Below are 21,161 nucleotides of genomic sequence, written 5' to 3'. Positions count from 1 at the left end.
AATAATAGTCTCTCTATTTTCTTTTTTCAATAATTTCTGTACTCCTGTATTAATATCCTTTTGAAAAATTAACAAGATTAATCGATGGGATATTACTAGAAAGATATTCTTTTAAGTTAGGGATCAATATGTTTTCAATGACCCGCTGATTATAGTGATCGGTTGACCCAGATGTGTGGGGGGTGATGATTACATTTTCCATCTCCCATAACGGACTTTCCGGACTCAACGGTTCTGTTTCAAACACATCGAGTCCTGCTCCCGCGATTGTTCCTTCCTTTAATGCATGGATAAGGTCAGCTTCCACGACAATCTCCCCACGGCCGATATTCATAAAGAATGCGGACGTCTTCATTTGCTTAAATTGTTCTGCGCCAAACATTTGATTCGTTTCCTTGGTGAGCGGTAATGTAACCACAACATAATCACATTTTGGCAGCAGCTGATCTAATTGGTCTGGAGTATACATTTCATCCACATAGTCCTCTGGCTTTCCAGAGTGCCTGACACCAAGGACGTGCATGCCAAATGCTTTAGCGATTTTCGCTGTTTCTTTCCCAATGGTACCGACGCCGATAATTCCAATCGTTTTTTCATGTATTTCTAGTCCCATATGGGCATGATGCCAGGTTTTCTTCTGTTGGTTTTTAACGTAGGTATGGATTTTCCGCGTTAAGCCAAGCATTAATGCGAAGATAGTTTCAGAAATCGGATAAGCATGGACGCCATTGGCGCTAGTCAGGTAAATGTTTCTAGAATTTAGTTCGTCAAGCGGCAGGTAATCAACACCGGCACTCCAAGATTGGAGCCACTTCAGCTTGGAATATGGAGCGAGACAGTATTCTTCTATCCCATTATGCCAGCCAGCGATGATTTCCGCGTCCTTTAGATGCTCTTGCCAAATATTTTTATCCTTGCCTACAATCAATTCCCAATCAGGAATCATCGCATTGATTTGTGTTATGTAATCTTGATCAATATTACGGGTGATAACCATTTTTTTCATAAGTGGGGATTCCTCCAATTTAACAATGTTTTCTTTATTTAATGATAACGGAAATCAAAAAAATTGATAAGGTTTTTGTTTACTAGTCGGACACTAATCCGAAGAAACCAACAAATTTTATAAAACTATCTGATATCCAAATATTCTTTTTCCATCTTCTGTGCTATTATTTAGAAATACGAAGTAAATATAAGTAAGCGGATCTTCAGTGTGAAGATTCTTTTTTATTGGAGTGAAGGGAGGGGATTGTTTGAAAGATCGTTTGTGGACGAAATCGTTTATTATGCTCATGGTGGGAAATCTATTTGTGTTTATGTCATTTCAAATGCTTATTCCCACACTACCGCCATATATAAAATCCATTGGGGCTTCGGGGCTGGAGATTGGCCTAGTGACGGCATTGTTTTCGATTGGCGCTGTCATTAGCCGGCCGTTTATCGGCTTTATGCTTGAGTATAAGCCTAGAAAAGCACTAGTTTTAATAGGAGCAATTATGCTTTTAATGGTCACGATTCTTTATCCAGTTTCACAGGTTGTGGTGATTTTTCTATTATTCCGTTTTGTCCATGGTCTTGCCTGGGGATGGTCAACAACTGTAAATGGCACAGCGGCGGTTGATGTGATTCCAAATTCACGGCTCGGTGAAGGGATGGGCTATTTCGGACTTTCGATGACAATTGCATACATTATTGCCCCTAGTGTAGGAATATTTGTTTACAATATTACTTCTTTCACGAATCTAATTTATTTTTCAGCGATATTAGGGGTTATCTCGATCATTTTACTTACTGCTGTAAAGTATCAAACTCCTAAAGCAGTGATAAATACTAGAAAAGAAGAATTGAAATTTTCCTATCTAGGTTCACTGGTTGAAAAATCAAGTTGGTTTCCAGCATTTATCACGATTATCATCAATTTAGGCTACGGATCGGTGGTAACATTTATTGTCATTTTTGGTGAAGAGCGTGGCATTGAGCAGATCTTTTTATTTTATATTTTTAATGCGGTGATGGCCACATTGGGCAGACCATTTGCAGGGAGATGGTTTGATGAGAAGGGCCCTATAGGACTTGTATTGTTCTGTACATTCGCTACATTTGTTGGCATATGGGTACTCTCTTTTGCACATTCCAGCTTATTTATTGCCATTTCAGGTGCATTATTCGGTATCGGATTCGGCTGCTTGATACCAACGCTGCAATCTTGGGCCTTACTCATGACACCTGCACATCGACGAGGTGTGGCCAACGGGATGATCTTTTCGTCGATTGATTTGGGGATTGGGCTAAGCGGTCTTATTTTTGGGGTGCTCGCCCAGTTTGTTGGGACGGCATCTATCTTTCGTATCGCTAGTCTTTTTCTCATAGCAGCTATTGTTTTAGTTGTAATAATGGAAAGAAGAAAACGAGCGTCGTTAAAAGACGAAGTAGCAAAGGAAAAGGTCAGGACATCATATTAAATGAGGTCCTGACCTTTTTTTCAAAATAGTGGCGTAAAACCCCTTTCTTCAGAAATGGGGATATAAGCCATATTTTTTTCTTTTTACTATCAATTACTATTCCATAGTAGTATAATAAGTATATAGAACAAATGTTCCGTTATGTGGTGAAAAAATAAATGGAACCCCATAAAAAGAACATGAAAGAACAGAAGAAAAAAGAATCGAAAGGAGATATTGTCATTCGGAAATTCCCGCTCCGTTTAACCGACGAGGAAAGAAGATTAGTCGATACTCTACGTAAGGAAGCAGCAAATCTGTGGAATGACTGCTTAGATCTCCATTGGTGGCTATATGATGCCTATAAGGTTTGGACAAGTGCATCTGAAAAAAAGCAATGGTACAATGCCACCACACATAAATTACACTCGCAAACGATTCAATCGATCATCGAGTTACATGAAGAAACATGCAAAAGAACAAGAGAGTTACGGGCAAAAGGTGAGAAACAGTGGCGGTACCCTTGGAAATACAAAAAGTTCTTTTCCGTTAAATATAAAAAAACTGCAATTAAATTGTCCGGTAAAAAGCTCAGGTTTAGCAATGGAAAACAACAATCCCCCTTAGTGATCCCTCAACCGAAGCACATTGATTTCCATACGATAAAAAGTGCCGAAATCGTTTGGCACAAAAATCAATACTGGATGCATCTAGCAGTGGAAGTACCAAAACAAAAGCAGGTTCAAGGTAAAAAGGAAGCCGGCTGCGATTTAGGGCTCATCCATGCGGCCGTTTTAAGTAACGGAAAAATCCACCTCATTGTAACAGGAAGAGAACTTCGCTCGTTACAGCGCTACAGAAACAAAAGATTGAAAGAGTTTCAGAAGCTGATTAGCCAGAAGAAGCCAAGTTCGAATAAAAGGCAAAAACTCATTTTGCGTAAACGCCGTTTTTTAGAAAAACTGGAACGGAGAATGGAGTATCTATTGCATTCTATTTCGAAAATGGTCACAGATTGGTGTGTGGAAAACCATATTAAAACACTCTATATAGGAACACCGGATGGCGTTCAAAAGAATACGAAAAAGAAAAAGAAAACCCGTAAAGAAATTCGTCAACAATTGTCCAATTGGAGTTTTGGGCAATTAATCAAAACAATAAAATACAAACTAAAACTTCGAGGAGTCAAAGTCCAACTTGTAGAAGAGTCCTATACTTCCGGCACGTGCCCGTCATGTGGAGAATTCCGCAAACAAAGGAATCGAAACTTCGACTGTCATTGTGGCGCGGAAGGACATCGGGATGTAGTAGGTGCCATTAATATTTTGGACAAGTCTGTCAATAAACAGCTAACGAAAAATCGGAAACTACCTAAAATAGAAGATACGAAGTATCGCCGAGTCCTTTTAGCTCCCATTGTCTCGCACAATGAGGCTAAAAGGGCAGTGGCGTAGTGCTTATGATTGGGCTGCGGTATGTGGTTTTTACTACATGTCGTAATGAACTGGAGAAGTAGTAAGACCTGGAAGCCCCGGCCGAAAGGCGGCTTTGATGAAGGTTTAAAAAAGAATCCCCTGGATTTATCCATGGGGAGAAGTCAATAAACTGTTCAGTAAATGATCACTTTTCCAGCATTAATGTCCATACGACAAACACATTCAAAAAGGTCAACAGTAAATGACCATTATTCTATATTTTTTCTCTTTGGCATAATACTTGCAACATAGAATCATAGGAAATCCTAATAGGAGGTATAAACAATGCAAATTCAAACTTGTCGTGCGATCATTACTGGCGGTGCCTCAGGGCTTGGAGAGGCAACCATTCGTAACATTGTTCAAAACGGAGGAAAAGCGGTTAGTTTTGACCAATCGGAAGAAAATGGTTTACGTCTTCAAAACGAACTTGGTGAAGCCGCTTTATTTTTAAAAGCAGATGTCACTATAGATGAAGACATTCAGGAAGCAGTTAGTAAAGCTGCTGCGTTTATGGGTGGAGTGAATACCGTAGTGAACTGTGCAGGGATTGGGATTGCGGAGAAAGTACTCGGCAGGAATGGCGTGCATAATCTTTCACTTTTTTCAAAAGTCATTCAGGTGAATTTAATCGGTACTTTCAATGTGATTCGGGTTGCTGCTGAGAAGATGACCAGTAATAAAGTGAATGAACAGGGGGAAAGAGGTGTGATTATTAATACTGCTTCTGTTGCGGCTTATGATGGACAAATTGGCCAGGCTGCCTATAGTGCCTCAAAAGGTGGAATTGTCGGAATGACCCTGCCGATTGCAAGGGAGCTTGCTCGCTACGGAATTCGTGTGATGACCATTGCTCCTGGACTTTTCCATACACCGATGTTTGATACCCTTTCACAAGAGGCGAAAGATTCGCTTGGAAAAATGGTGCCGTTCCCGTCAAGACTGGGAATCCCGAGTGAATACGCACAACTCGTTCAAAGCATCATTGAAAATCCAATGTTAAATGGAGAAACAATTAGGCTTGATGGGGCAATAAGAATGCAGCCGAAATAAAGGTGAAGTTGGGGAAGGCACAAGCCTTCTCTTTTTGTTCGTATGGAATGACCAGGAGTATTGTTGAAATATTCAAAAATATCCCTCTTTTTTGTTACAATAAAGATATGAATAAAAGGGGGTAACGAAATGCTCCAAATTAAAGAGCTTATTACGCCAGTCGATTGTATAGTTACCGAAAATACGACACTAGTTGAAGCCATCAGTCTGATGAACAAAAAGAAGTGGAACCTGCTTCCTGTATCAGATATTGGTAGAAAACTAGTTGGCGTTTTTACCCGAAGCAGTTTGTTTCAAATGGTTTTGGACGAGAAACCCCTAACTACTCCTATCAAAAAATACATAAAAGCTCAGGTTGAAACACTGCCCATAAATACCCCATATGAAAAAATCGAATTGATTGTCAAAAACAGTCAGGTTGGCACCGGTGTGGTCATCGATGAACAGGCCCAGGTCGTAGGAATCCTCACGAAAACAGATATGGTCATGTCACTGCTGCAAACCTCACAAGAGTTAAAAACAGTAAAAACCTTAAAAAGGACATTAGAAACAGCTTTAGACCATGCCTATGACGGGATTGTCATGACGGATGAAAAGAAAAAAATCCAGATGGTCAGTCCTCCTCTACTCGAATTATTTAATCTTCAACTGGAAGCAGTTCTATACCATCCCGTTGCGAAAGTATTACCGCAACTACAATTAGACAATGTTTATCAATCGGAAACGGCTGAGGTTAGCGAATTTCTAGAAATCAATGGTATTAAATATATCGTCCACCGAATTCCCATTCAAGAGAATGGAAGAATCATTGGAGCCATTGGCAAGGTCGTGTTTAGACAATTAAATGAGGTCAGCGAGTTATTCAAAAAGTTACAGAAAGCGGAAAATAAGGCGAGTTTTTATCATCAGCAATTCCAGAAGTCAGAGTCAGCCAGGTTTACCTGGGATCACCTATTAACAGTTGATCCCTATATGGAAAAGTTGAAAAAAAGTGCGGCCAAAGCGGCAAAAGGAAGGTCAACTATTCTTATCCGTGGTGAAAGTGGAACGGGTAAAGAATTGTTTGCTCAAGCAATTCATAATAGCAGTGCAAGAAATACAGGAAAGTTTATTGTGGTGAATTGTGCAGCGATACCAGAGGATTTGCTAGAATCAGAGTTTTTTGGCTATGACGAAGGGGCCTTTACGGGTGCGAGACAAAAAGGAAAACTTGGAAAGTTTGATTTGGCTAATGGTGGAACGCTCTTCCTTGATGAGGTAGGGGACATGTCACTCTCATTGCAGGCCAAGCTGCTGCGCGTGCTTCAGGAAAGAGAGTTCTACCGGGTTGGCGGTACGGTAAGAATTCAGGTTGATGTAAGAATCATTGCTGCCACCAATCGAAATCTTGAAGAAATGGTCCAAGAGGGTCTTTTTAGAGAGGATTTATATTATCGACTCAATGTTATTTCATTAAATGTCCCTCCACTCCGCGATCGACTGTATGATACTGATCATTTGATTGGGCGATTCATGATTGAATTGAATCAAATTTTAGGAACTAGCATTACTGGTATCGAAGATAGGGCAAGAGGAGCGATGTTAGATTATGCCTGGCCTGGAAATGTCCGTGAACTGCGAAATGTCATGGAACGTGCCATGACATTTGCGGAAAATGGGAAAATTAGATTGGAGGATCTTCCCGATTATTTAGTGAAGCAGATTTCCGTTGTAGAGCCTTATTTAAATGTGTCACTTGTCGAAAACGCAGAACTCGAAGCGATTAAAAAGGCATTAGTACAAGTACAAGGGAATAAAGTAAAAGCGGCTAGATTACTAGGAATCAGCCGATCCGGTTTATATGAAAAAATCAAAAAATACAAACTGCCGACCTAGGGTGAAGAGTGTCCAAAAAATGGACACCTTTTTGTATTTTGTGTTTGCTTGAAAAACATATCGTCATATAAGGCTGCTGTTTTTCAGGCTGATGGCCTACGTATTGTTTTTTTTGAATACTGGCACAAAAATTGCATGAATATTGAGGGAAGTCTTTTTGAAGGAGGATTCTTATATGAATATCGGAAACCTTTTAGCGCAAAATGCCCGCAAATTTCCTGAATTACTAGCCATCGAATGTGAAGGACGAAGTTATACGTATCGCCAATTTAATGAAGAAGTAAATAGACTGGCAAACGGCTTATTGGTCCAGGGGGTAAATAAGGGTGACAAGCTGGCGATGATGATGAAGAATTCGGATCACTTTGTCTTTACGTTTTTTGCCGCTGCCAAAATTGGGGCCGTTGCCGTACCTGTTAACTTTCGTCTAACTGCATCAGAGGTTCACTATATTTTAGACCAATCCGATACGTCTTTAATTGTGTGTGACAAGGAGTTTGAACAAATAATCGCAACTGCCAAACAAGGCACGGAAACTCGGTTGGTTATTACCGTTGGTGACCCAGAAATAACTGGATACTATTCGTATGAAAGGATTTTATCCAATAATCTAAATGAGCCGGATGTTGAGGTTTCCGAGCAGGATGAATTAGAAATTCTCTATACTTCGGGTACAACCGGCCGTCCCAAGGGTGCTCTGTTTGATCATAGTCAAATTTTTAAAGTAGGGATTGCTGTTGTTATTAATATGGGGATCAGACAGCATGAACGAATTCTTCACCTCGCACCACTGTTTCTCTCAGCCCAATTAAACCTGTTCCTGATTTCTGGGGTAGCACTCGGTGCTTCACATATTATTCATCGCGACTTTCATCCAGTTAAAACGCTCCAAGCGATTCAAGAACATAAAATTACCCACCTTTTTGCGGTTCCAGCCATGTATAACTTTCTACTTCAAGTTCCCAATGCAGCAGATTATGATTTATCTTCTATTAAAAGAGTCGGATACGGGGCAGCGCCAATGGCACCGGAACTTGTCAAAAAAACCATTCAACTCTTTAAAACCGATCAATTCTATAACCTTTGTGGTCTAACTGAAGCAGGGCCTGGAGGAATTCTCCTTGATCCAGAAGGGCATAAACTCCATCTCGGAAAGGGTGGGAAACCCATTTTCTTGACGGAAACTAGGGTGGTCAATGAAGAAGGTAATGATGTATTACCTGGAGTGATCGGTGAATTTATTGTTCGCAGTGACATGGTGATGAAGGAATATTATAAAAAGCCGGAAGAAACGAAGAGCACCTTGAAAAATGGCTGGCTCTATACCGGAGACTTAGCGACGATTGATGAAGAAGGTTATATCACGTTAGTTGATCGTAAAAAAGACATGATTATATCAGGCGGAGAAAATGTTTACTCCGTTGAGGTTGAAGGTATTCTTTTTGAACATCCGGACGTCCTCGATGCGGCTATTATTGGTTTGCCCGATGAGGTTTGGGGAGAGGCTGTCTGTGCGATTATTGTGCCAAAGGAAGGTGCAGTGATAGATGAGAGGGAAGTGAAGAACTTCTGTCGTCAAAAACTAGCAGGCTATAAAGTTCCAAGGCGAATTTTTATAGAAGAGCAGCTGCCAAGGAACGCTTCTGGGAAAGTACTAAAATATCAACTGCGTGAGAAGATGAAGGTAGTAAACATAAAGAAAAACATTTGATTATGGATTATATTTCCAGTTATTGTATAAAAACATCTGAAATTTGTAAAAAAAATCTAAGATTTGTAAAAAAACATCTGAAATTTGTAAAAAAAGCCCACGTTTATGTAAAAAAGGCTCACGCTTATGTAAAAAACCATGAATTTGTAAAGATAAAGACCGATTTTATAAGAAATCCTTTTCAAATATCAATTATGTAAGCGTTACCACTCAGAAAGAGAGGTCATTTGAATGAAACATCCATACTTAAATGAAGATCATGAAATTTTTCGCAAGTCATTGAGAAAGTTTTTGGACAAAGAAGCATATCCCTTTTATGAGCAGTGGGAGGAGGACCGAATGATTCCACGTTCCTTCTGGAAGAAGATGGGGGAGCAGGGATTTCTTTGCCCTGATATTGATGAAAAATATGGCGGCAGTGAGGTCGATTGGGGATTTGCGGTCGTCATTAATGAAGAGTTGGAACGAGTGGGCTCAGGTTTAGTTGGGATTGGCCTCCACAATGACATTGTCGTCCCTTACATCACCGCCTATGGGACAGAAATGCAAAAGCAGCGCTGGCTGCCGAAATGTGTTACCGGTGAAATTATCACAGCGATTGCAATGACAGAACCGGGCACAGGTTCTGACCTGGCCAACATCAAAACAACGGCAAAATTGGACGGCGACCACTATATTGTAAATGGACAAAAGACATTCATTACCAATGGAATTCAATCCGACCTCATCGTTGTTGCTGTTAAAACGGACCTTAATGCGGTACCAAAACATAAAGGTGTTAGTCTCCTCGTCATCGAGAGAGATGCCCCTGGTTTTTCACGTGGAAGAAAGTTAAACAAAGTAGGTCTCCATTGCCAGGATACAGCGGAATTAATCTTTGAAGATTGCCGTGTACCGAAAGAAAACCTGCTGGGGGAGGAAGGTAATGGTTTCCTTTATTTAATGGAAAAACTCCAACAAGAACGGCTTCTTGTCGCAATTGGGGCGCAAACTGCCTCAGAAGTCATGCTCAAAATGACGATTGACTATGTAAAAAGCAGAGAAGCGTTCGGAAAACCAGTCAGCCAGTTTCAAAACACCCAATTTAAAATAGTCGAAATGGCAACCGATATTGAAATGGGCAGAGCCTTTTTGGATCAATTAATTGCCGAGCATATTGAAGGGAAAAACGTAGTAACGAAGGTCTCGATGGCGAAATTTAGGCTGACTGATATCGCCAAGAAGATTGCTGCAGAGTGTATGCAGCTCCATGGCGGCTATGGATATATGGAAGAATATGAGATTGCGAGACGATTCCGTGATATTCCTGTTTCCAGCATCTACGCAGGAACCAACGAAATTATGAAAACGATTATTGCGAAAAATCTAGGATTATAGAGAGGAAGATGACTATGCGTGAAGTAGTAATTGTTGAAGGAGTACGTACACCAGTAGGAAGAAGAAATGGCGTGTTAAAGGATATCCGTCCGGATGACTTATCAGCCCTGACATTAAAGGAACTAGTCAATCGAGCAGGGATCGACCCTGCGCTTGTGGAGGACGTTATTTGGGGTTGTGTTACCCAAGCCGGTGAGCAAGCAGGCGATATTGCAAGAGTTGCTGCGTTAATTGCCGGCTTCCCAATCGATGTCCCAGGGACAACAATAGACCGCCAATGCGGCTCAAGTCAACAAGCTGTGCATTTCGCTGCTCAAGCGATCCTTGCCGGTGATATGGACATTGTGATCGCCGGCGGTGTTGAAAGCATGTCCCGTGTTCCGATGGGCTCAAACTACAAAGGGGCTGAGGAACCTTTTAGTCCAAATTTAAGGTCAAAGTACGAAATGATTCATCAAGGATTGTCGGCCGAGAGGATTGCTGAAAACTATGGTTTTACCCGTGAAGTTCTGGATCAATTTTCTCTTGAAAGTCATCAAAAAGCACTTAAGGCACAGGAGGAAGGTTATTTTTCAAGAGAAATTTACCCAATCGAGGTAAAGCTTCCTGACGGTACAACAACTGTCATCAAGGATGATTCTGGTCCGAGAAAAGGAACATCTATAGAAGCATTGGCAGGTCTCCGCACTTCCTTTAAAGAAGATGGAGTGATTCATGCCGGAAACTCCAGCCAAATAAGCGACGGGGCAGCAGCCCTATTACTCATGTCGCGCGAAAAAGCAGAAGAGCTTGGTCTAAAACCGCGCTTCCGTGTTCACACACGCGTGGTGGTTGGCTCGGATCCAACTTTGATGCTGACAGGACCAATTCCGGCTACACAAAAGGCACTAGAAAAGTCTGGCTTATCAATCGATGATATTGATGTGTTTGAAGTCAATGAAGCCTTCGCCTCTGTTCCGCTGGCTTGGCTGAAGGTGATTGGTGCAGACCCAGCAAAACTAAATCCAAATGGCGGAGCGATTGCCCTTGGTCATCCGCTTGGCGGCAGCGGGGCGCGTTTAATGGTGACAATGATGCACGAACTTGAGCGGACCGGCGGGCGCTACGGATTGCAAACAATGTGCGAAGGCCACGGAATGGCAAATGCGACGATTATTGAGCGGTTAAACTAAGAGTTATTTAGATTCGCTGATAGACCATCAATATTCGCTGATTGGCCACAGGAATTCGCTGATGAACTATCAAGATACGCTGATAAACTAGCAAAACATACGAAAGACCATAAAAAGTTCAGTAATGGAGGCAATTCAATGACGACGACAATCGGGAAAATCTTTGATTTGACGGTGAAAAAGTATCCGAACAAGCAAGCCATTTACGATGTCAGAAAAAATGTCCGGTTTACTTATAAGGAATGGAGCGAACAAGTGAACCGGCTCGCCAATGCCCTCTTAAAAGAAGGCGTTCAAAAAGGCGATCGTGTTTCCACCTTCATGTTTAATACCGAAGAATTAGGGACAGCATTTTTCGCCTGTGCGAAAATTGGTGCGATTTTCAATCCGATTAATTTTCGCTTGATGCAAGAAGAAGTTGCCTATATTCTTTCTGATGCCACCCCAAAGGTTGTTCTTTTTGAAAAAGCATTGGAACCTGTTATATCAGCGATCGCCAATCGCTTCGACAAGACCTCCTTCTGGTTTATTGATGACGAAGCACCCGCGTATGCTTCTAGTTATCAGGAAAAACTGGCCGCTTCATCAACCGAGTACGTTCAGGCGGACGTAAAGGAAACCGATCTATATGCGTTTATCTATACCAGCGGGACAACGGGAAGGCCAAAGGGAGTTATGCACACCCACCGCAATATGGTAGACCAAAGTGTTTTCTGTATTGCCTCATGCAAACTTAGAGCGGAAGACGTTGGTCTCGTAACTGCACCAATGTTTCATTGCGCTGAACTCCATTGTGCTTTCCTGCCAAGGATTCATGCAGGGGCAAGTAATGTTATATTGCATCAATTCAATCCAAAGGCGATCCTCCAATTGATTGAACAAGAAAAAATTACGAAGTTCTTTGCGGCGCCAACCATGTGGAACATGCTCCTGCAAGAGGACCTTAGCAAGTATGATCTATCCAGTCTGAAGCTTGGTTTATATGGTGCGGCGCCAATGGCCCCATCACTCGTTCATGCACTCCATGACAGCCTAGGAATCTCATTAATTCAAGCCTATGGAATGACCGAAATGGGTCCCGCCATTACTTTTCTATCAGAAAGTGACCAACTGAGGAAAGCAGGTTCGGCAGGGCAAGCAGCCTTGAGCCACGATATTCGGGTTGTTCGCACTAGAGAAGATGGTCCCTCAGATCCTGATGATGTCGTTCCAGTAGGTGAAACCGGTGAGATTATTGTTCAAGGTCCATGTATGATGGTGGGTTATTTCAACCGCGAAGAAGCGACAGAAAAAGCATTGTTTAAAGGTTGGTACCATTCCGGAGACATTGGCTATCTCGATAATGAGGGTTACCTTTATGTCAATGACCGTGTCGATGACATGATTATCAGTGGCGGCGAAAATATTTATCCAAGGGAAGTCGAAGACCTCTTGCATGCCCACCCAGGTGTCCTTGATGTGGCAGTAGTTGGCCAGCCAAATGACCGGTGGGGCGAGACTGTAACTGCCTTCGTGGTAAAAAAGGATCCGAAGGTAACTAACGAAGAACTGGATATACACTGCAAAAACAGCAATCAACTTGCCAATTACAAACGCCCGAGGAAATACATTTTTTGTGAAGCGCTGCCTCGAAATGCCAGTGGGAAAATCATGAAATTTGTCTTGAGAAAACAACTGGAGGAGTTATTTACCCCAGGTACTACAAATTCGTAAAAGAGGGTCCTTACTATGTTAAAAGGTATAAAAGTCATTGATTTCACGAACTACTTGCCAGGTCCTTTCGCAACCTTACGATTGGCCGAATTGGGTGCGGAGATTATTAAGGTGGAGCCTCCTGAAGGAGATCCTGCCAGGCATACGGGGATTTCAAAGCAGGGGAGTGGGCTTGTTTTTCTAGCTAACAACCGTCAGAAAAAAAGCATCACTCTTAACTTGAAGGAGCAAGAGGGAATTGACACTGCCCGGAAATTAATTGCAAACGCGGATGTGGTTCTCGAAAGTTTTAGACCAGGTGTAATGGAGAAACTTGGGTTGGGATATGAGGCAGTTCAACAGGTAAAGCCTGATATCGTCTACTGCTCTATATCAGGCTATGGACAGACAGGTCTGTTAAGTAAGCTAGGGAACCATGATATCAATTATATGGCTTTGAGCGGGGTTTTGGCCCAGTTCAAGGATAAGGCCGGCAAACCTGTCCATCCGTCGATTACGCTTGCCGATTATATAGGCGGTTTTGCGGCTAATGAACGGATATTGGCCGGGCTCGTTTCGAAAGCGTTAACAGGAAAAGGAAGCTATCATTCTATTTCAATTACTGACCAACTGGTTTCATTATTGGGGAACCATGTCATGGTTGAGAAAGAAACCGGGGCGGGAACTGGCATTAATGTTCTTAATGGAAGCATTGTTTCATACGCCTTGTATGAAACGATGGATGGACGTTTCATGAGCATTGGCGCTCTCGAACCAAAGTTTTGGGATAATTTTTGCAGCGCTAATGGGCGTGAAGAATGGATTCAGTCGCATTTTTCCCAAACGGTGGAGTCCAATCCAATTTTTCAAGAAATCTCAGCACTTTTTAAAAGCAAAACCTTCTTTGAGTGGATTGAATTCGCCCAAAAGGTAGACTGCTGTATGGCTCCTGTCCTTGAGATAGGGGAATTAAACGAGAACCCTTACTTTCAAGAGAAGGAGCTCATCTTTTTATCACCTTGGGGAGACTATCAAGTTAAAATGCACAGTGACTTAGAGCAGGAATCCATTGCCCCTCCGCCTCAAAAAAACGAGCATAAAGAAGAGATATTGAATAATATTTTGATATAAAAGGAGAACCTAGACTGCCCGAGGATCATTTGGCAGTCTATTTTTTGTATAGGTCGTAATAGCACCATACAATAGGTGAATATTAATGTATAATAATGGTATAAATACATATTTAAGGGGGAGGGTTCGGATGATGGGCAGAACTGATTTGTTTGGTCTCTTTGCTATAATTCCAATTTTATTGTATTTAATCATTCTTGGGTTTAGTATTTATTTCATTGTAAGAACAATAAGGTTCATGAATGAAAAAACTAAATTAGACCAACAAAGAAATGAGAAGTTGGATGAACTGATTCAAACGATTAAAGTAAATAATAGGACAGAAGAGTAAATGAAATCATTTGTGAAAACGCTAGAAGACCTAAGCGTTTTCTTTTTAAATGATTTGTTTTAAGCTAAAGTCAACAAAGGACTCTGAACGAATGGTTTTTTCGTGAAAGGTTAAAAATGATGTAACCGGATTTGGGATCACGATACATCTCATCCCTGCTTCAATTGCTGCTAAGGCTCCATTAAGTGAATCTTCAATTGCTAGTGCCTCTTGCGGCTCAACCTGCAACTCCTCTAGGGCCTTTAGATAAAGGGCAGGATCAGGTTTAACTTTAACTACATCTTCTCTTGTTTTAATTACCGAGAAATATTCCCAAAGCTGAAACTGCCTAAGGAACCCCTCGACCCACTCTCTCGATGAACTAGAGGCAAGCCCAATCATAAGCCTGAGCTCCCTAGCTTCCTCTAATTTTTCCACAACTCCCTCACGCACTTCTAAAATTCCCTTTTTTTCTAAGAAGCGCTCATGTGCTAATTTATTTATTTTTTTCGAATCAACCTTCATTCCCGTTTGTGCCTCTAAGTATTGAAAAAATCCCTCATCTGTAGTTCCAATACATTTAGCAAATTCCTCAAGTGGCAATTCAATATTAAACTTCTCTTTTAACAATTCCTCAAATACTTGATACCAAATCGTCTCTGTATCAATAATCGTTCCATCAAAATCAAAAATAACTGCTTTAATTGCCATGGTCTCCTCCCATTCTAGTGCACCAATTTACTTCTAGGTAGTTTCATTATAAATTGAATCCCAGCTACTGTCGCAAATTTAACTAAAAGAATAGAAACAATTTACCAAAGGTTTACTTATTATTATTGATAAATGCTTTTTGAAAATCCAATGACAAGCAGTATAATAGAGTAAGAATATCATTAACTTAATAGGATCATCTATGTATTGAAAGGAGGAAAAATGTTGTTTGAAAAAGCATTGCCATTACTAGAATCGCACTTCGGTTATAGCTCCTTCAGGACAGGCCAAGAGCAGGCAATCCGTTCCGTTTTAACCAGCAAAAACACAATTACGGTTATGCCAACGGGTGGCGGTAAATCCATCTGTTATCAAATTCCTGCACTTGTCTTACCCGGTACCACAATAGTCATTTCCCCACTGATTTCTTTAATGAAGGACCAGGTAGATGCCCTCATTCAAGTCGGTATTCCAGCAACATTTATCAATAGTTCGTTAAGTTTTGGCGAAGCAAATAGGCGAATGATGGAAGCGGCCGAAGGAAAATATAAGCTTCTGTACATAGCGCCTGAGCGTTTGGAATCACGTGAATTTCTTGAAGATCTTTACAGCATGGACATTCCATTAGTAGCCGTGGATGAGGCCCACTGTATTTCGCAATGGGGACATGATTTTCGGCCAAGCTATCGCCATATTCAACAATTAATTAATAGCCTGCCGCAAAGGCCAATTGTATTGGCCCTTACTGCTACAGCCACACCAAAAGTACGTGAGGATATTTGCGATTTATTGAATATTGATGAAGAGAATACGATTATTACCGGATTCGAGCGGGAAAATCTGTCCTTTACTGTTATCAAAGGACAGGATCGCGACAAGTTTATTAAAGACTATTTAAAAAAGAATGATAAAGAAGCGGGCATTATATATGCAGCAACAAGGAAGAATGTCGACCAAATTTATGAGAAATTACTGAAAGCAAATATTAAGGCAGCCCGCTATCATGCGGGGATGGGGGATGTAGAGCGAAATCGTGAGCAGGAACGATTCTTAGAAGATAAAGCGACAGTGATGGTCGCCACCTCTGCTTTCGGAATGGGAATAGATAAATCCAATATCCGTTATGTGGTACATTATCAGCAGCCCAAAAATATGGAGAGTTATTATCAGGAAGCGGGCCGTGCGGGCAGGGATGGTCTGAAGAGTGAATGTATCATGCTTCATTCCTCACAGGATGTTCAAATTCAGCGTTTTTTAATTGATCAATCCAGTGATCGGAGCCGCATCACACAAGAATTAGCTAAACTCCAGCAAATGGTCGATTATTGCCATACCGAAAACTGTCTGCAGGAATTTATCTTAAAATATTTTGGTGAAACCGAAACAGAGCCTTGCGGCAGATGCGGCAACTGTTTGGACACGAGGACAAGCATCGATGTAACGAAGGAAGCCCAAATGGTGATGTCCTGCGTTATTCGGATGGGGCAGCGCTTTGGTAAAACGATCACGGCTCAAGTGTTAACAGGTTCAAAAAATAAAAAAGTAACGGAAATGGGTTTTGATAGGCTTCCAACCTATGGAATCATGAAGGATAGAAGTTCAAAGGATGTCAGTGACTTTATTGAATTCTTGATATCACAGGAATTAATCGCGATCGAGCAAGGGCAATTTCCAACCTTATTTGTTTCACCAAAAGGAAAAGATATTCTCTTAGGTAAAGAACAGGTCCATCGCCGTGAAACTGTACAGGTGAAACAAGTAGCTAAGGATGACCCATTGTTTGAAGTGTTAAGAGAAGTGCGGAAGCAGATTGCCGAATTAGAAAAAGTACCACCATTTGTCATTTTTTCTGATGCTGCCTTAAAGGATATGTGTGCAAAGCTGCCAAAGTCTACGGAAGAATTTTTACAAGTTAGTGGAGTGGGAGAACTGAAACTTAAAAAATATGGCCTAGAATTTATTCAAGCCATCCGTACCTTCTGTGAAACTAATGTAGACTATCAAAGTGAGTTGGTACCTTTGGAGAAAGCTCCAAAGAAGCCAGCTAAAAAAGCTGGGGTAACCGATTCTCATTTGGAGACATTAAAATTACATCAGGGGAATTTTTCGATTGCGGAAATTGCCAAGCAGCGGAATTTGGCAGTTAGCACGGTGGAAACCCACTTACTTCAATGTGCGCAACAAGGGTTAGAAGTTGATTTTTCAAAACATATTCCGGATGAATACATGCCGCTTCTAGAAAAAGCCTTGGCAGAGGCTGGCCGTGAGCGACTGAAGCCGATCAAGGAATTGCTGCCCGAGGAAGTAAGCTATTTTATGATCAAAGCCTATGTTTATTTTATTAACAAAAAGAAATAGTTTGGCAAAAAGAGGGCACACATCAGAGAAATATTGAAATTATCAATATTTTTAGAATATTCTTAACGGTTGTCGATATCACTGTTATCTTGTTGATATTTCCCCGGGAATTTGTCGATATCCCACCTAATAAAAAGAACAGGGAAGCAATATAACCTAGCTGCCCTGTTCTTTATCATATTCATCTAAAAATGGCTTATTAGCATAATAGTACATCATCGCCATGAAAACAGCGCCGCCAATCAGGTTGCCTATCGTTACAGGCACTAGATTGTGAATCACTCCAGCCCATGAAATCGTCCCTGGATGGTTTAAAACTAAGGCAATGGCAAACGTACACATGTTAGCGATACTATGTTCATATCCGGAAATAAAGAAACAAAAGACAAACAGCATCATCGCAAACATCTTCGGTCCATCGCCTTTTAGACCCATCGGAAGAAAAAAGGCCATACAGACGAGCCAATTACATAGGATTGCTCGGAAAAATAGCTCGGTTATTGGGACCTGCATTTTGATCTCGACTACATGAAGTAGAAAGCCGTTAACCTCGGAACTTTCATAAAGTCCCGTTGTAAAAATAATAAAGGCAAAAACCGCCGCACCTAGTATGTTGCCCGCGTAACTGCAAATCCATAGTTTTACGACGTCCATCCAGGTCATTTTCTTGCGAAGTGCGGCATAGGTGTAATAAAACGTATTTCCAGTAAACAAATCACCACCGCCATAGGCAATTAAAATGATGGCAGCCCCGAAGGTAAGTGCCGCCATCGGATAGGCAAAAGGGTTATCCTTAACATAAAAGAAATTCCCCGTTTTAAATGCTACAATGACCCCGAAGCCAATAAACATACTGGCAAGCGCCGCCCGTAAAATATAACGAAGGATGCTTTGCCGAAAGATTTTCAGCTTTTTAAGGGCGAGTTTCTCGGCTTCTCCTAAAGGCTGCATTTCCATGTTAGTCATAACCACCATTCGCAATTAAATATTATCCTTTTATTTTTTATCCAAAGTGCTGTGGTTATGTATTAGTAGGTAAATTTTTCATAAAACAAGCATAGAATAATAGTATTTTTTAAAACATAAACTTTTGTAATGGTTAAAAATAGCAATAACATCCGTAATTCAGTTATAATAGAGAAGTTTTTTGAAGACTGATTTTAAGGAGTCATTATGTCAAAATTGAAAAAAATTACCCCTTCATATGATCCATGGGAAGCCTATTTAGATATTGAGCAATATGGAAAGCCTCAATTAACCAATATTGAATTCACCACGACGACCCTTTGTAATATGCGTTGTGAGCATTGCGCGGTAGGCTATACACTCCAAACAAAGGATCCGCAGGCGCTTCCTCTGGATTTGCTCATACAAAGATTAGAAGAAATCCCGACACTTCGATCACTTAGCATTACCGGTGGAGAACCGATGTTATCCTTATCCTCGGTAAAAAATTATGTTGTACCTATTTTAAAATATGCCCATGAACGCGGTGTACGGACGCAGATTAATTCCAATTTAACCCTTGAATTAGATCGTTATGAATTAATCGTGCCTTACTTAGATGTTTTACATATTTCGCATAACTGGGGGACCGTCGATGATTTTGTCGAGGGTGGCTTTGCCAGAATGGAACGGAAGCCTGAATATGAACAACGGGAAAAATATTTTAATAGAATGATAGAAAATAGCCGTGAACTGGTAAGAGCAGGGGTGATGGTATCTGCTGAAACGATGTTAAACAAGCGGACACTACCGTATTTAGAAAAAATTCACCGTCAAATTGTTGATGAAATGCTATGCCAGCGCCATGAAATACATCCAATGTACCCAAGTGATTTTGCTAGCAATCTCGAAAGCTTATCACTTAATGAAATAAGAGAAGCGATCCATCACTTACTAGATGTCAGAGATGAAAATGTGTGGATGCTATTTGGCACGCTCCCATTTTATGCGTGCAGCGATAATCAAGAGGAATTAGCTCTTTTACAACGTTTATATAAAAGTAAAAATGTCACAGTCAGGAATGACCCTGATGGACGTTCACGATTGAATGTAAATATTTTTAACGGAGATATTATTGTTACTGATTTCGGTGATACACCGCCACTAGGAAACATCCAAACTACAAAGCTAGTAAATGCATATGAAACATGGCAGTCATCTGCTTTAGCAAACGAATTAAGCTGTCATTGCCCAGCTGTCAAATGTCTCGGGCCAAATATATTAGTTAAGAACAGTTATTATCAGGAAATGGACTTTACCAAGCGAAAAAGCAGAATAAAGTAATAAAGCAAAAGCACTTTAAATGCATTAAATTTAAAGTGCTTTTCTATGTAGTACTAGCCGAAAGATAACCTAATACCTCGCCTTGCATCGTACTATTTGGCGGATTGGGAATAATAACTGTATTAGAAATATTCAAAACACTATTGACAACTTGTTAATGGGAGACTAAAATCTAATTTATTACTTTAAATGAATAATACGTTCTCTTATCAAGAGTGGCAGAGGGACTGGCCCGATGACGCCCAGCAACCGTTCCGTTTGGAATTGGTGCTAAATCCTGCAAAACAATTTATTGTTTTGAAAGATAAGAGAGGAGTAGTCCCTTAATTTGTGATGAAACCTCTCTTTTCTGGAGAGGTTTTTTATTTTTATATAAAAACAAACCTTTCCAATCGGAGTAATGGAGTATTGATAAGAATCTAAAAGGGGGAGCTTTAATCATGAAAAGAAATATCTTTAAAAGTACACTCGTATCAGCATTAGCAGCAACACTCTTACTCACAGGCTGTGCTTCTGAGGGAGAAACAAAACAAGCAAGCACTCATAAAAAGGTTTCACTTGAAGGTGTGTCTGAAAAGTTTACAAGTGGTGATCCGTTAAAAATCAAGGTGATCCGTAAAATTGGCGGTGATGATCATACTGCCCAATTCTTAGCAGGTGCAAAAGAAGAGGGAGAAGCCTTAGGTTTTCAAGTGGACGTGTTTACCGCAAATGGTGACACGGCTAAGTTCCATGATGCTATTAATCAGGCATTAGACCAGGATTATGATGGATTTATCATTTCTCATGGTGACGATGATGCGACTGTTAATGATGTAAAAAAGATAGTTGAAAAAGGAAAAAGTGTAGTCACATTTGACTCAAATCCAAATATTGCGAAGGTTGATGGAGTAACGCTTACTTCACAGGATGATGAAGCCTTAGCAACTTTGGCCCTTGATCAACTCGTAAAGAATACAAACGGAAAAGCAAATATTGCCTACCTATGGGTCGACGGTTTCCCTGCAATGGTTAGACGTAATAAGGTTTATCAAGATGTCCTTTCAAAAAATCCTGAAATTAAAGAAGTAGAACGCTTTGGTGTGGCTGCGGCAGATACAAGTGTACAAACACAAAACGCAGTTGCAGCCATGTTAAATAAATATCCAAAAGGCAAACTGGATGCCATATTTGCTACTTGGGATACATTTGCAATCGGTGCAGCACGAGCTTTGAAAGAAGCGGGACGTGAAGAAGTGAAGATTTATGGAATCGATGTTTCCAATGCGGATCTGCAAGAAATTCAAAGAAAAGGCAGCGCTTGGAAATACACAGCAGCTGTCGATCCGAAACTTATCGGTGCTGTTGATATGAGAATACTCGCGAAAAAGCTTGCAGGTGAAGAAACACCACAGACCTTTGATTTAGATGCTTCACTTGTTTCACAAGAAAATCTTCTCAAAGCAAAAGAGCCTGTAAACATGGTTAATCTGGCAAACATTATCCCAGGCTGGGGTCAATCGACGGCATTTGAGGAAGAGTGGATAAAGACGTTAAAGAAGCATTATAAAGAATAGTCGGTAT

At 40.8% G+C, this 21,161-nt stretch carries 16 protein-coding genes and 1 riboswitch; of the genes, 13 read left to right on the top strand and 3 right to left on the bottom strand.

The window, feature by feature from the left end; genetic code table 11:
* Positions 1-49: 49 nt before the first annotated feature.
* Positions 50-1,006 (bottom strand): D-2-hydroxyacid dehydrogenase, encoded by a 957-nt coding sequence (locus J7E63_RS07215; RefSeq protein ID WP_215010830.1) that lies wholly within the window; start codon positions 1,004-1,006, stop codon positions 50-52.
* 250 nt (positions 1,007-1,256) lie between these two features.
* Between J7E63_RS07215 and J7E63_RS07210 the strand changes: the two genes are divergently transcribed.
* The 10 genes from J7E63_RS07210 (at position 1,257) to J7E63_RS07165 (ending at position 14,261) form a co-directional block, all read left to right on the top strand.
* Positions 1,257-2,465: an MFS transporter gene (locus J7E63_RS07210; RefSeq protein ID WP_251033407.1), complete on the top strand. Its 1,209-nt coding sequence runs from the start codon at positions 1,257-1,259 to the stop codon at positions 2,463-2,465.
* Between the two features lie 158 nt (positions 2,466-2,623).
* The gene (locus tag J7E63_RS07205; RefSeq protein ID WP_215010829.1) at positions 2,624-3,898 is read left to right on the top strand and encodes an RNA-guided endonuclease InsQ/TnpB family protein; all 1,275 of its coding nucleotides are present in this window, start codon (positions 2,624-2,626) and stop codon (positions 3,896-3,898) included.
* Positions 3,899-4,204: 306 nt separating this feature from the next.
* Complete coding sequence (locus J7E63_RS07200; RefSeq protein ID WP_215010828.1) at positions 4,205-4,972, top strand: 3-hydroxyacyl-CoA dehydrogenase; 768 nt, start codon at positions 4,205-4,207, stop codon at positions 4,970-4,972.
* Positions 4,973-5,101: 129 nt separating this feature from the next.
* Positions 5,102-6,847 (top strand): sigma-54-dependent Fis family transcriptional regulator, encoded by a 1,746-nt coding sequence (locus J7E63_RS07195; protein WP_215010827.1) that lies wholly within the window; start codon positions 5,102-5,104, stop codon positions 6,845-6,847.
* A gap of 175 nt (positions 6,848-7,022) precedes the next feature.
* Positions 7,023-8,558 (top strand): long-chain-fatty-acid--CoA ligase, encoded by a 1,536-nt coding sequence (locus tag J7E63_RS07190; protein WP_215010826.1) that lies wholly within the window; start codon positions 7,023-7,025, stop codon positions 8,556-8,558.
* A gap of 231 nt (positions 8,559-8,789) precedes the next feature.
* Positions 8,790-9,935 carry an acyl-CoA dehydrogenase family protein gene (locus J7E63_RS07185; protein WP_215010825.1) on the top strand — a complete coding sequence of 382 codons (1,146 nt, stop codon included), beginning with the start codon at positions 8,790-8,792 and terminating at the stop codon, positions 9,933-9,935.
* Between the two features lie 14 nt (positions 9,936-9,949).
* Entirely contained in the window at positions 9,950-11,107 is a 1,158-nt protein-coding gene (locus J7E63_RS07180) for a thiolase family protein (RefSeq protein WP_215010824.1), read from the top strand.
* A 138-nt stretch (positions 11,108-11,245) separates the two neighbouring features.
* Entirely contained in the window at positions 11,246-12,820 is a 1,575-nt protein-coding gene (locus J7E63_RS07175; protein ID WP_215010823.1) for a fatty acid--CoA ligase, read from the top strand.
* A 15-nt stretch (positions 12,821-12,835) separates the two neighbouring features.
* On the top strand, positions 12,836-13,930 hold the full coding sequence (locus J7E63_RS07170; protein WP_215010822.1) for a CaiB/BaiF CoA transferase family protein: 1,095 nt from the start codon (positions 12,836-12,838) through the stop codon (positions 13,928-13,930).
* Positions 13,931-14,060: 130 nt separating this feature from the next.
* Positions 14,061-14,261 carry a hypothetical protein gene (locus tag J7E63_RS07165; RefSeq protein ID WP_251033406.1) on the top strand — a complete coding sequence of 67 codons (201 nt, stop codon included), beginning with the start codon at positions 14,061-14,063 and terminating at the stop codon, positions 14,259-14,261.
* Positions 14,262-14,306: 45 nt separating this feature from the next.
* Here the strand turns inward: J7E63_RS07165 and J7E63_RS07160 are convergent, their stop codons facing one another.
* Positions 14,307-14,951 (bottom strand): HAD family hydrolase, encoded by a 645-nt coding sequence (locus J7E63_RS07160; protein ID WP_215010821.1) that lies wholly within the window; start codon positions 14,949-14,951, stop codon positions 14,307-14,309.
* A gap of 225 nt (positions 14,952-15,176) precedes the next feature.
* Here J7E63_RS07160 and recQ point away from each other — a divergent pair, with 225 nt between their 5' ends.
* Positions 15,177-17,309: a DNA helicase RecQ gene (gene recQ, locus J7E63_RS07155; protein WP_215010845.1), complete on the top strand. Its 2,133-nt coding sequence runs from the start codon at positions 15,177-15,179 to the stop codon at positions 17,307-17,309.
* A 156-nt stretch (positions 17,310-17,465) separates the two neighbouring features.
* On the opposite strand, the gene J7E63_RS07150 is transcribed toward recQ, so the two are convergent.
* Complete coding sequence (locus J7E63_RS07150) at positions 17,466-18,266, bottom strand: formate/nitrite transporter family protein (RefSeq protein WP_215010844.1); 801 nt, start codon at positions 18,264-18,266, stop codon at positions 17,466-17,468.
* Between the two features lie 216 nt (positions 18,267-18,482).
* Here J7E63_RS07150 and yfkAB point away from each other — a divergent pair, with 216 nt between their 5' ends.
* Positions 18,483-19,598: a radical SAM/CxCxxxxC motif protein YfkAB gene (gene yfkAB / locus J7E63_RS07145; RefSeq protein WP_215010820.1), complete on the top strand. Its 1,116-nt coding sequence runs from the start codon at positions 18,483-18,485 to the stop codon at positions 19,596-19,598.
* A gap of 203 nt (positions 19,599-19,801) precedes the next feature.
* Positions 19,802-19,909: riboswitch (SAM riboswitch) on the top strand.
* Positions 19,910-20,038: 129 nt separating this feature from the next.
* Positions 20,039-21,154: a sugar ABC transporter substrate-binding protein gene (locus J7E63_RS07140; RefSeq protein WP_215010819.1), complete on the top strand. Its 1,116-nt coding sequence runs from the start codon at positions 20,039-20,041 to the stop codon at positions 21,152-21,154.
* The last annotated feature ends 7 nt before the right edge of the window (positions 21,155-21,161 follow it).

This window comes from Bacillus sp. ISL-75 (assembly GCF_018613095.1).
The sequence above is the reverse complement of the archived record's forward strand: the minus strand, read 5'-3'. Positions and strand labels throughout refer to the sequence as shown.

What these genes read in the sequence shown, in the direction of transcription:
- J7E63_RS07140 (WP_215010819.1), top strand. Translation starts at nt 20,039, where the DNA reads ATGAAAAGAAATATCTTTAAAAGTACACTCGTATCAGCATTAGCAGCA.
- J7E63_RS07200 (WP_215010828.1), top strand. Translation starts at nt 4,205, where the DNA reads ATGCAAATTCAAACTTGTCGTGCGATCATTACTGGCGGTGCCTCAGGG.
- J7E63_RS07175 (WP_215010823.1), top strand. Translation starts at nt 11,246, where the DNA reads ATGACGACGACAATCGGGAAAATCTTTGATTTGACGGTGAAAAAGTAT.
- yfkAB (WP_215010820.1), top strand. Translation starts at nt 18,483, where the DNA reads ATGTCAAAATTGAAAAAAATTACCCCTTCATATGATCCATGGGAAGCC.
- J7E63_RS07195 (WP_215010827.1), top strand. Translation starts at nt 5,102, where the DNA reads ATGCTCCAAATTAAAGAGCTTATTACGCCAGTCGATTGTATAGTTACC.
- J7E63_RS07170 (WP_215010822.1), top strand. Translation starts at nt 12,836, where the DNA reads ATGTTAAAAGGTATAAAAGTCATTGATTTCACGAACTACTTGCCAGGT.
- J7E63_RS07165 (WP_251033406.1), top strand. Translation starts at nt 14,061, where the DNA reads ATGATGGGCAGAACTGATTTGTTTGGTCTCTTTGCTATAATTCCAATT.
- J7E63_RS07205 (WP_215010829.1), top strand. Translation starts at nt 2,624, where the DNA reads ATGGAACCCCATAAAAAGAACATGAAAGAACAGAAGAAAAAAGAATCG.
- J7E63_RS07180 (WP_215010824.1), top strand. Translation starts at nt 9,950, where the DNA reads ATGCGTGAAGTAGTAATTGTTGAAGGAGTACGTACACCAGTAGGAAGA.
- J7E63_RS07160 (WP_215010821.1), bottom strand. Translation starts at nt 14,951, where the DNA reads ATGGCAATTAAAGCAGTTATTTTTGATTTTGATGGAACGATTATTGAT.
- J7E63_RS07150 (WP_215010844.1), bottom strand. Translation starts at nt 18,266, where the DNA reads ATGGAAATGCAGCCTTTAGGAGAAGCCGAGAAACTCGCCCTTAAAAAG.
- J7E63_RS07185 (WP_215010825.1), top strand. Translation starts at nt 8,790, where the DNA reads ATGAAACATCCATACTTAAATGAAGATCATGAAATTTTTCGCAAGTCA.
- J7E63_RS07215 (WP_215010830.1), bottom strand. Translation starts at nt 1,006, where the DNA reads ATGAAAAAAATGGTTATCACCCGTAATATTGATCAAGATTACATAACA.
- J7E63_RS07190 (WP_215010826.1), top strand. Translation starts at nt 7,023, where the DNA reads ATGAATATCGGAAACCTTTTAGCGCAAAATGCCCGCAAATTTCCTGAA.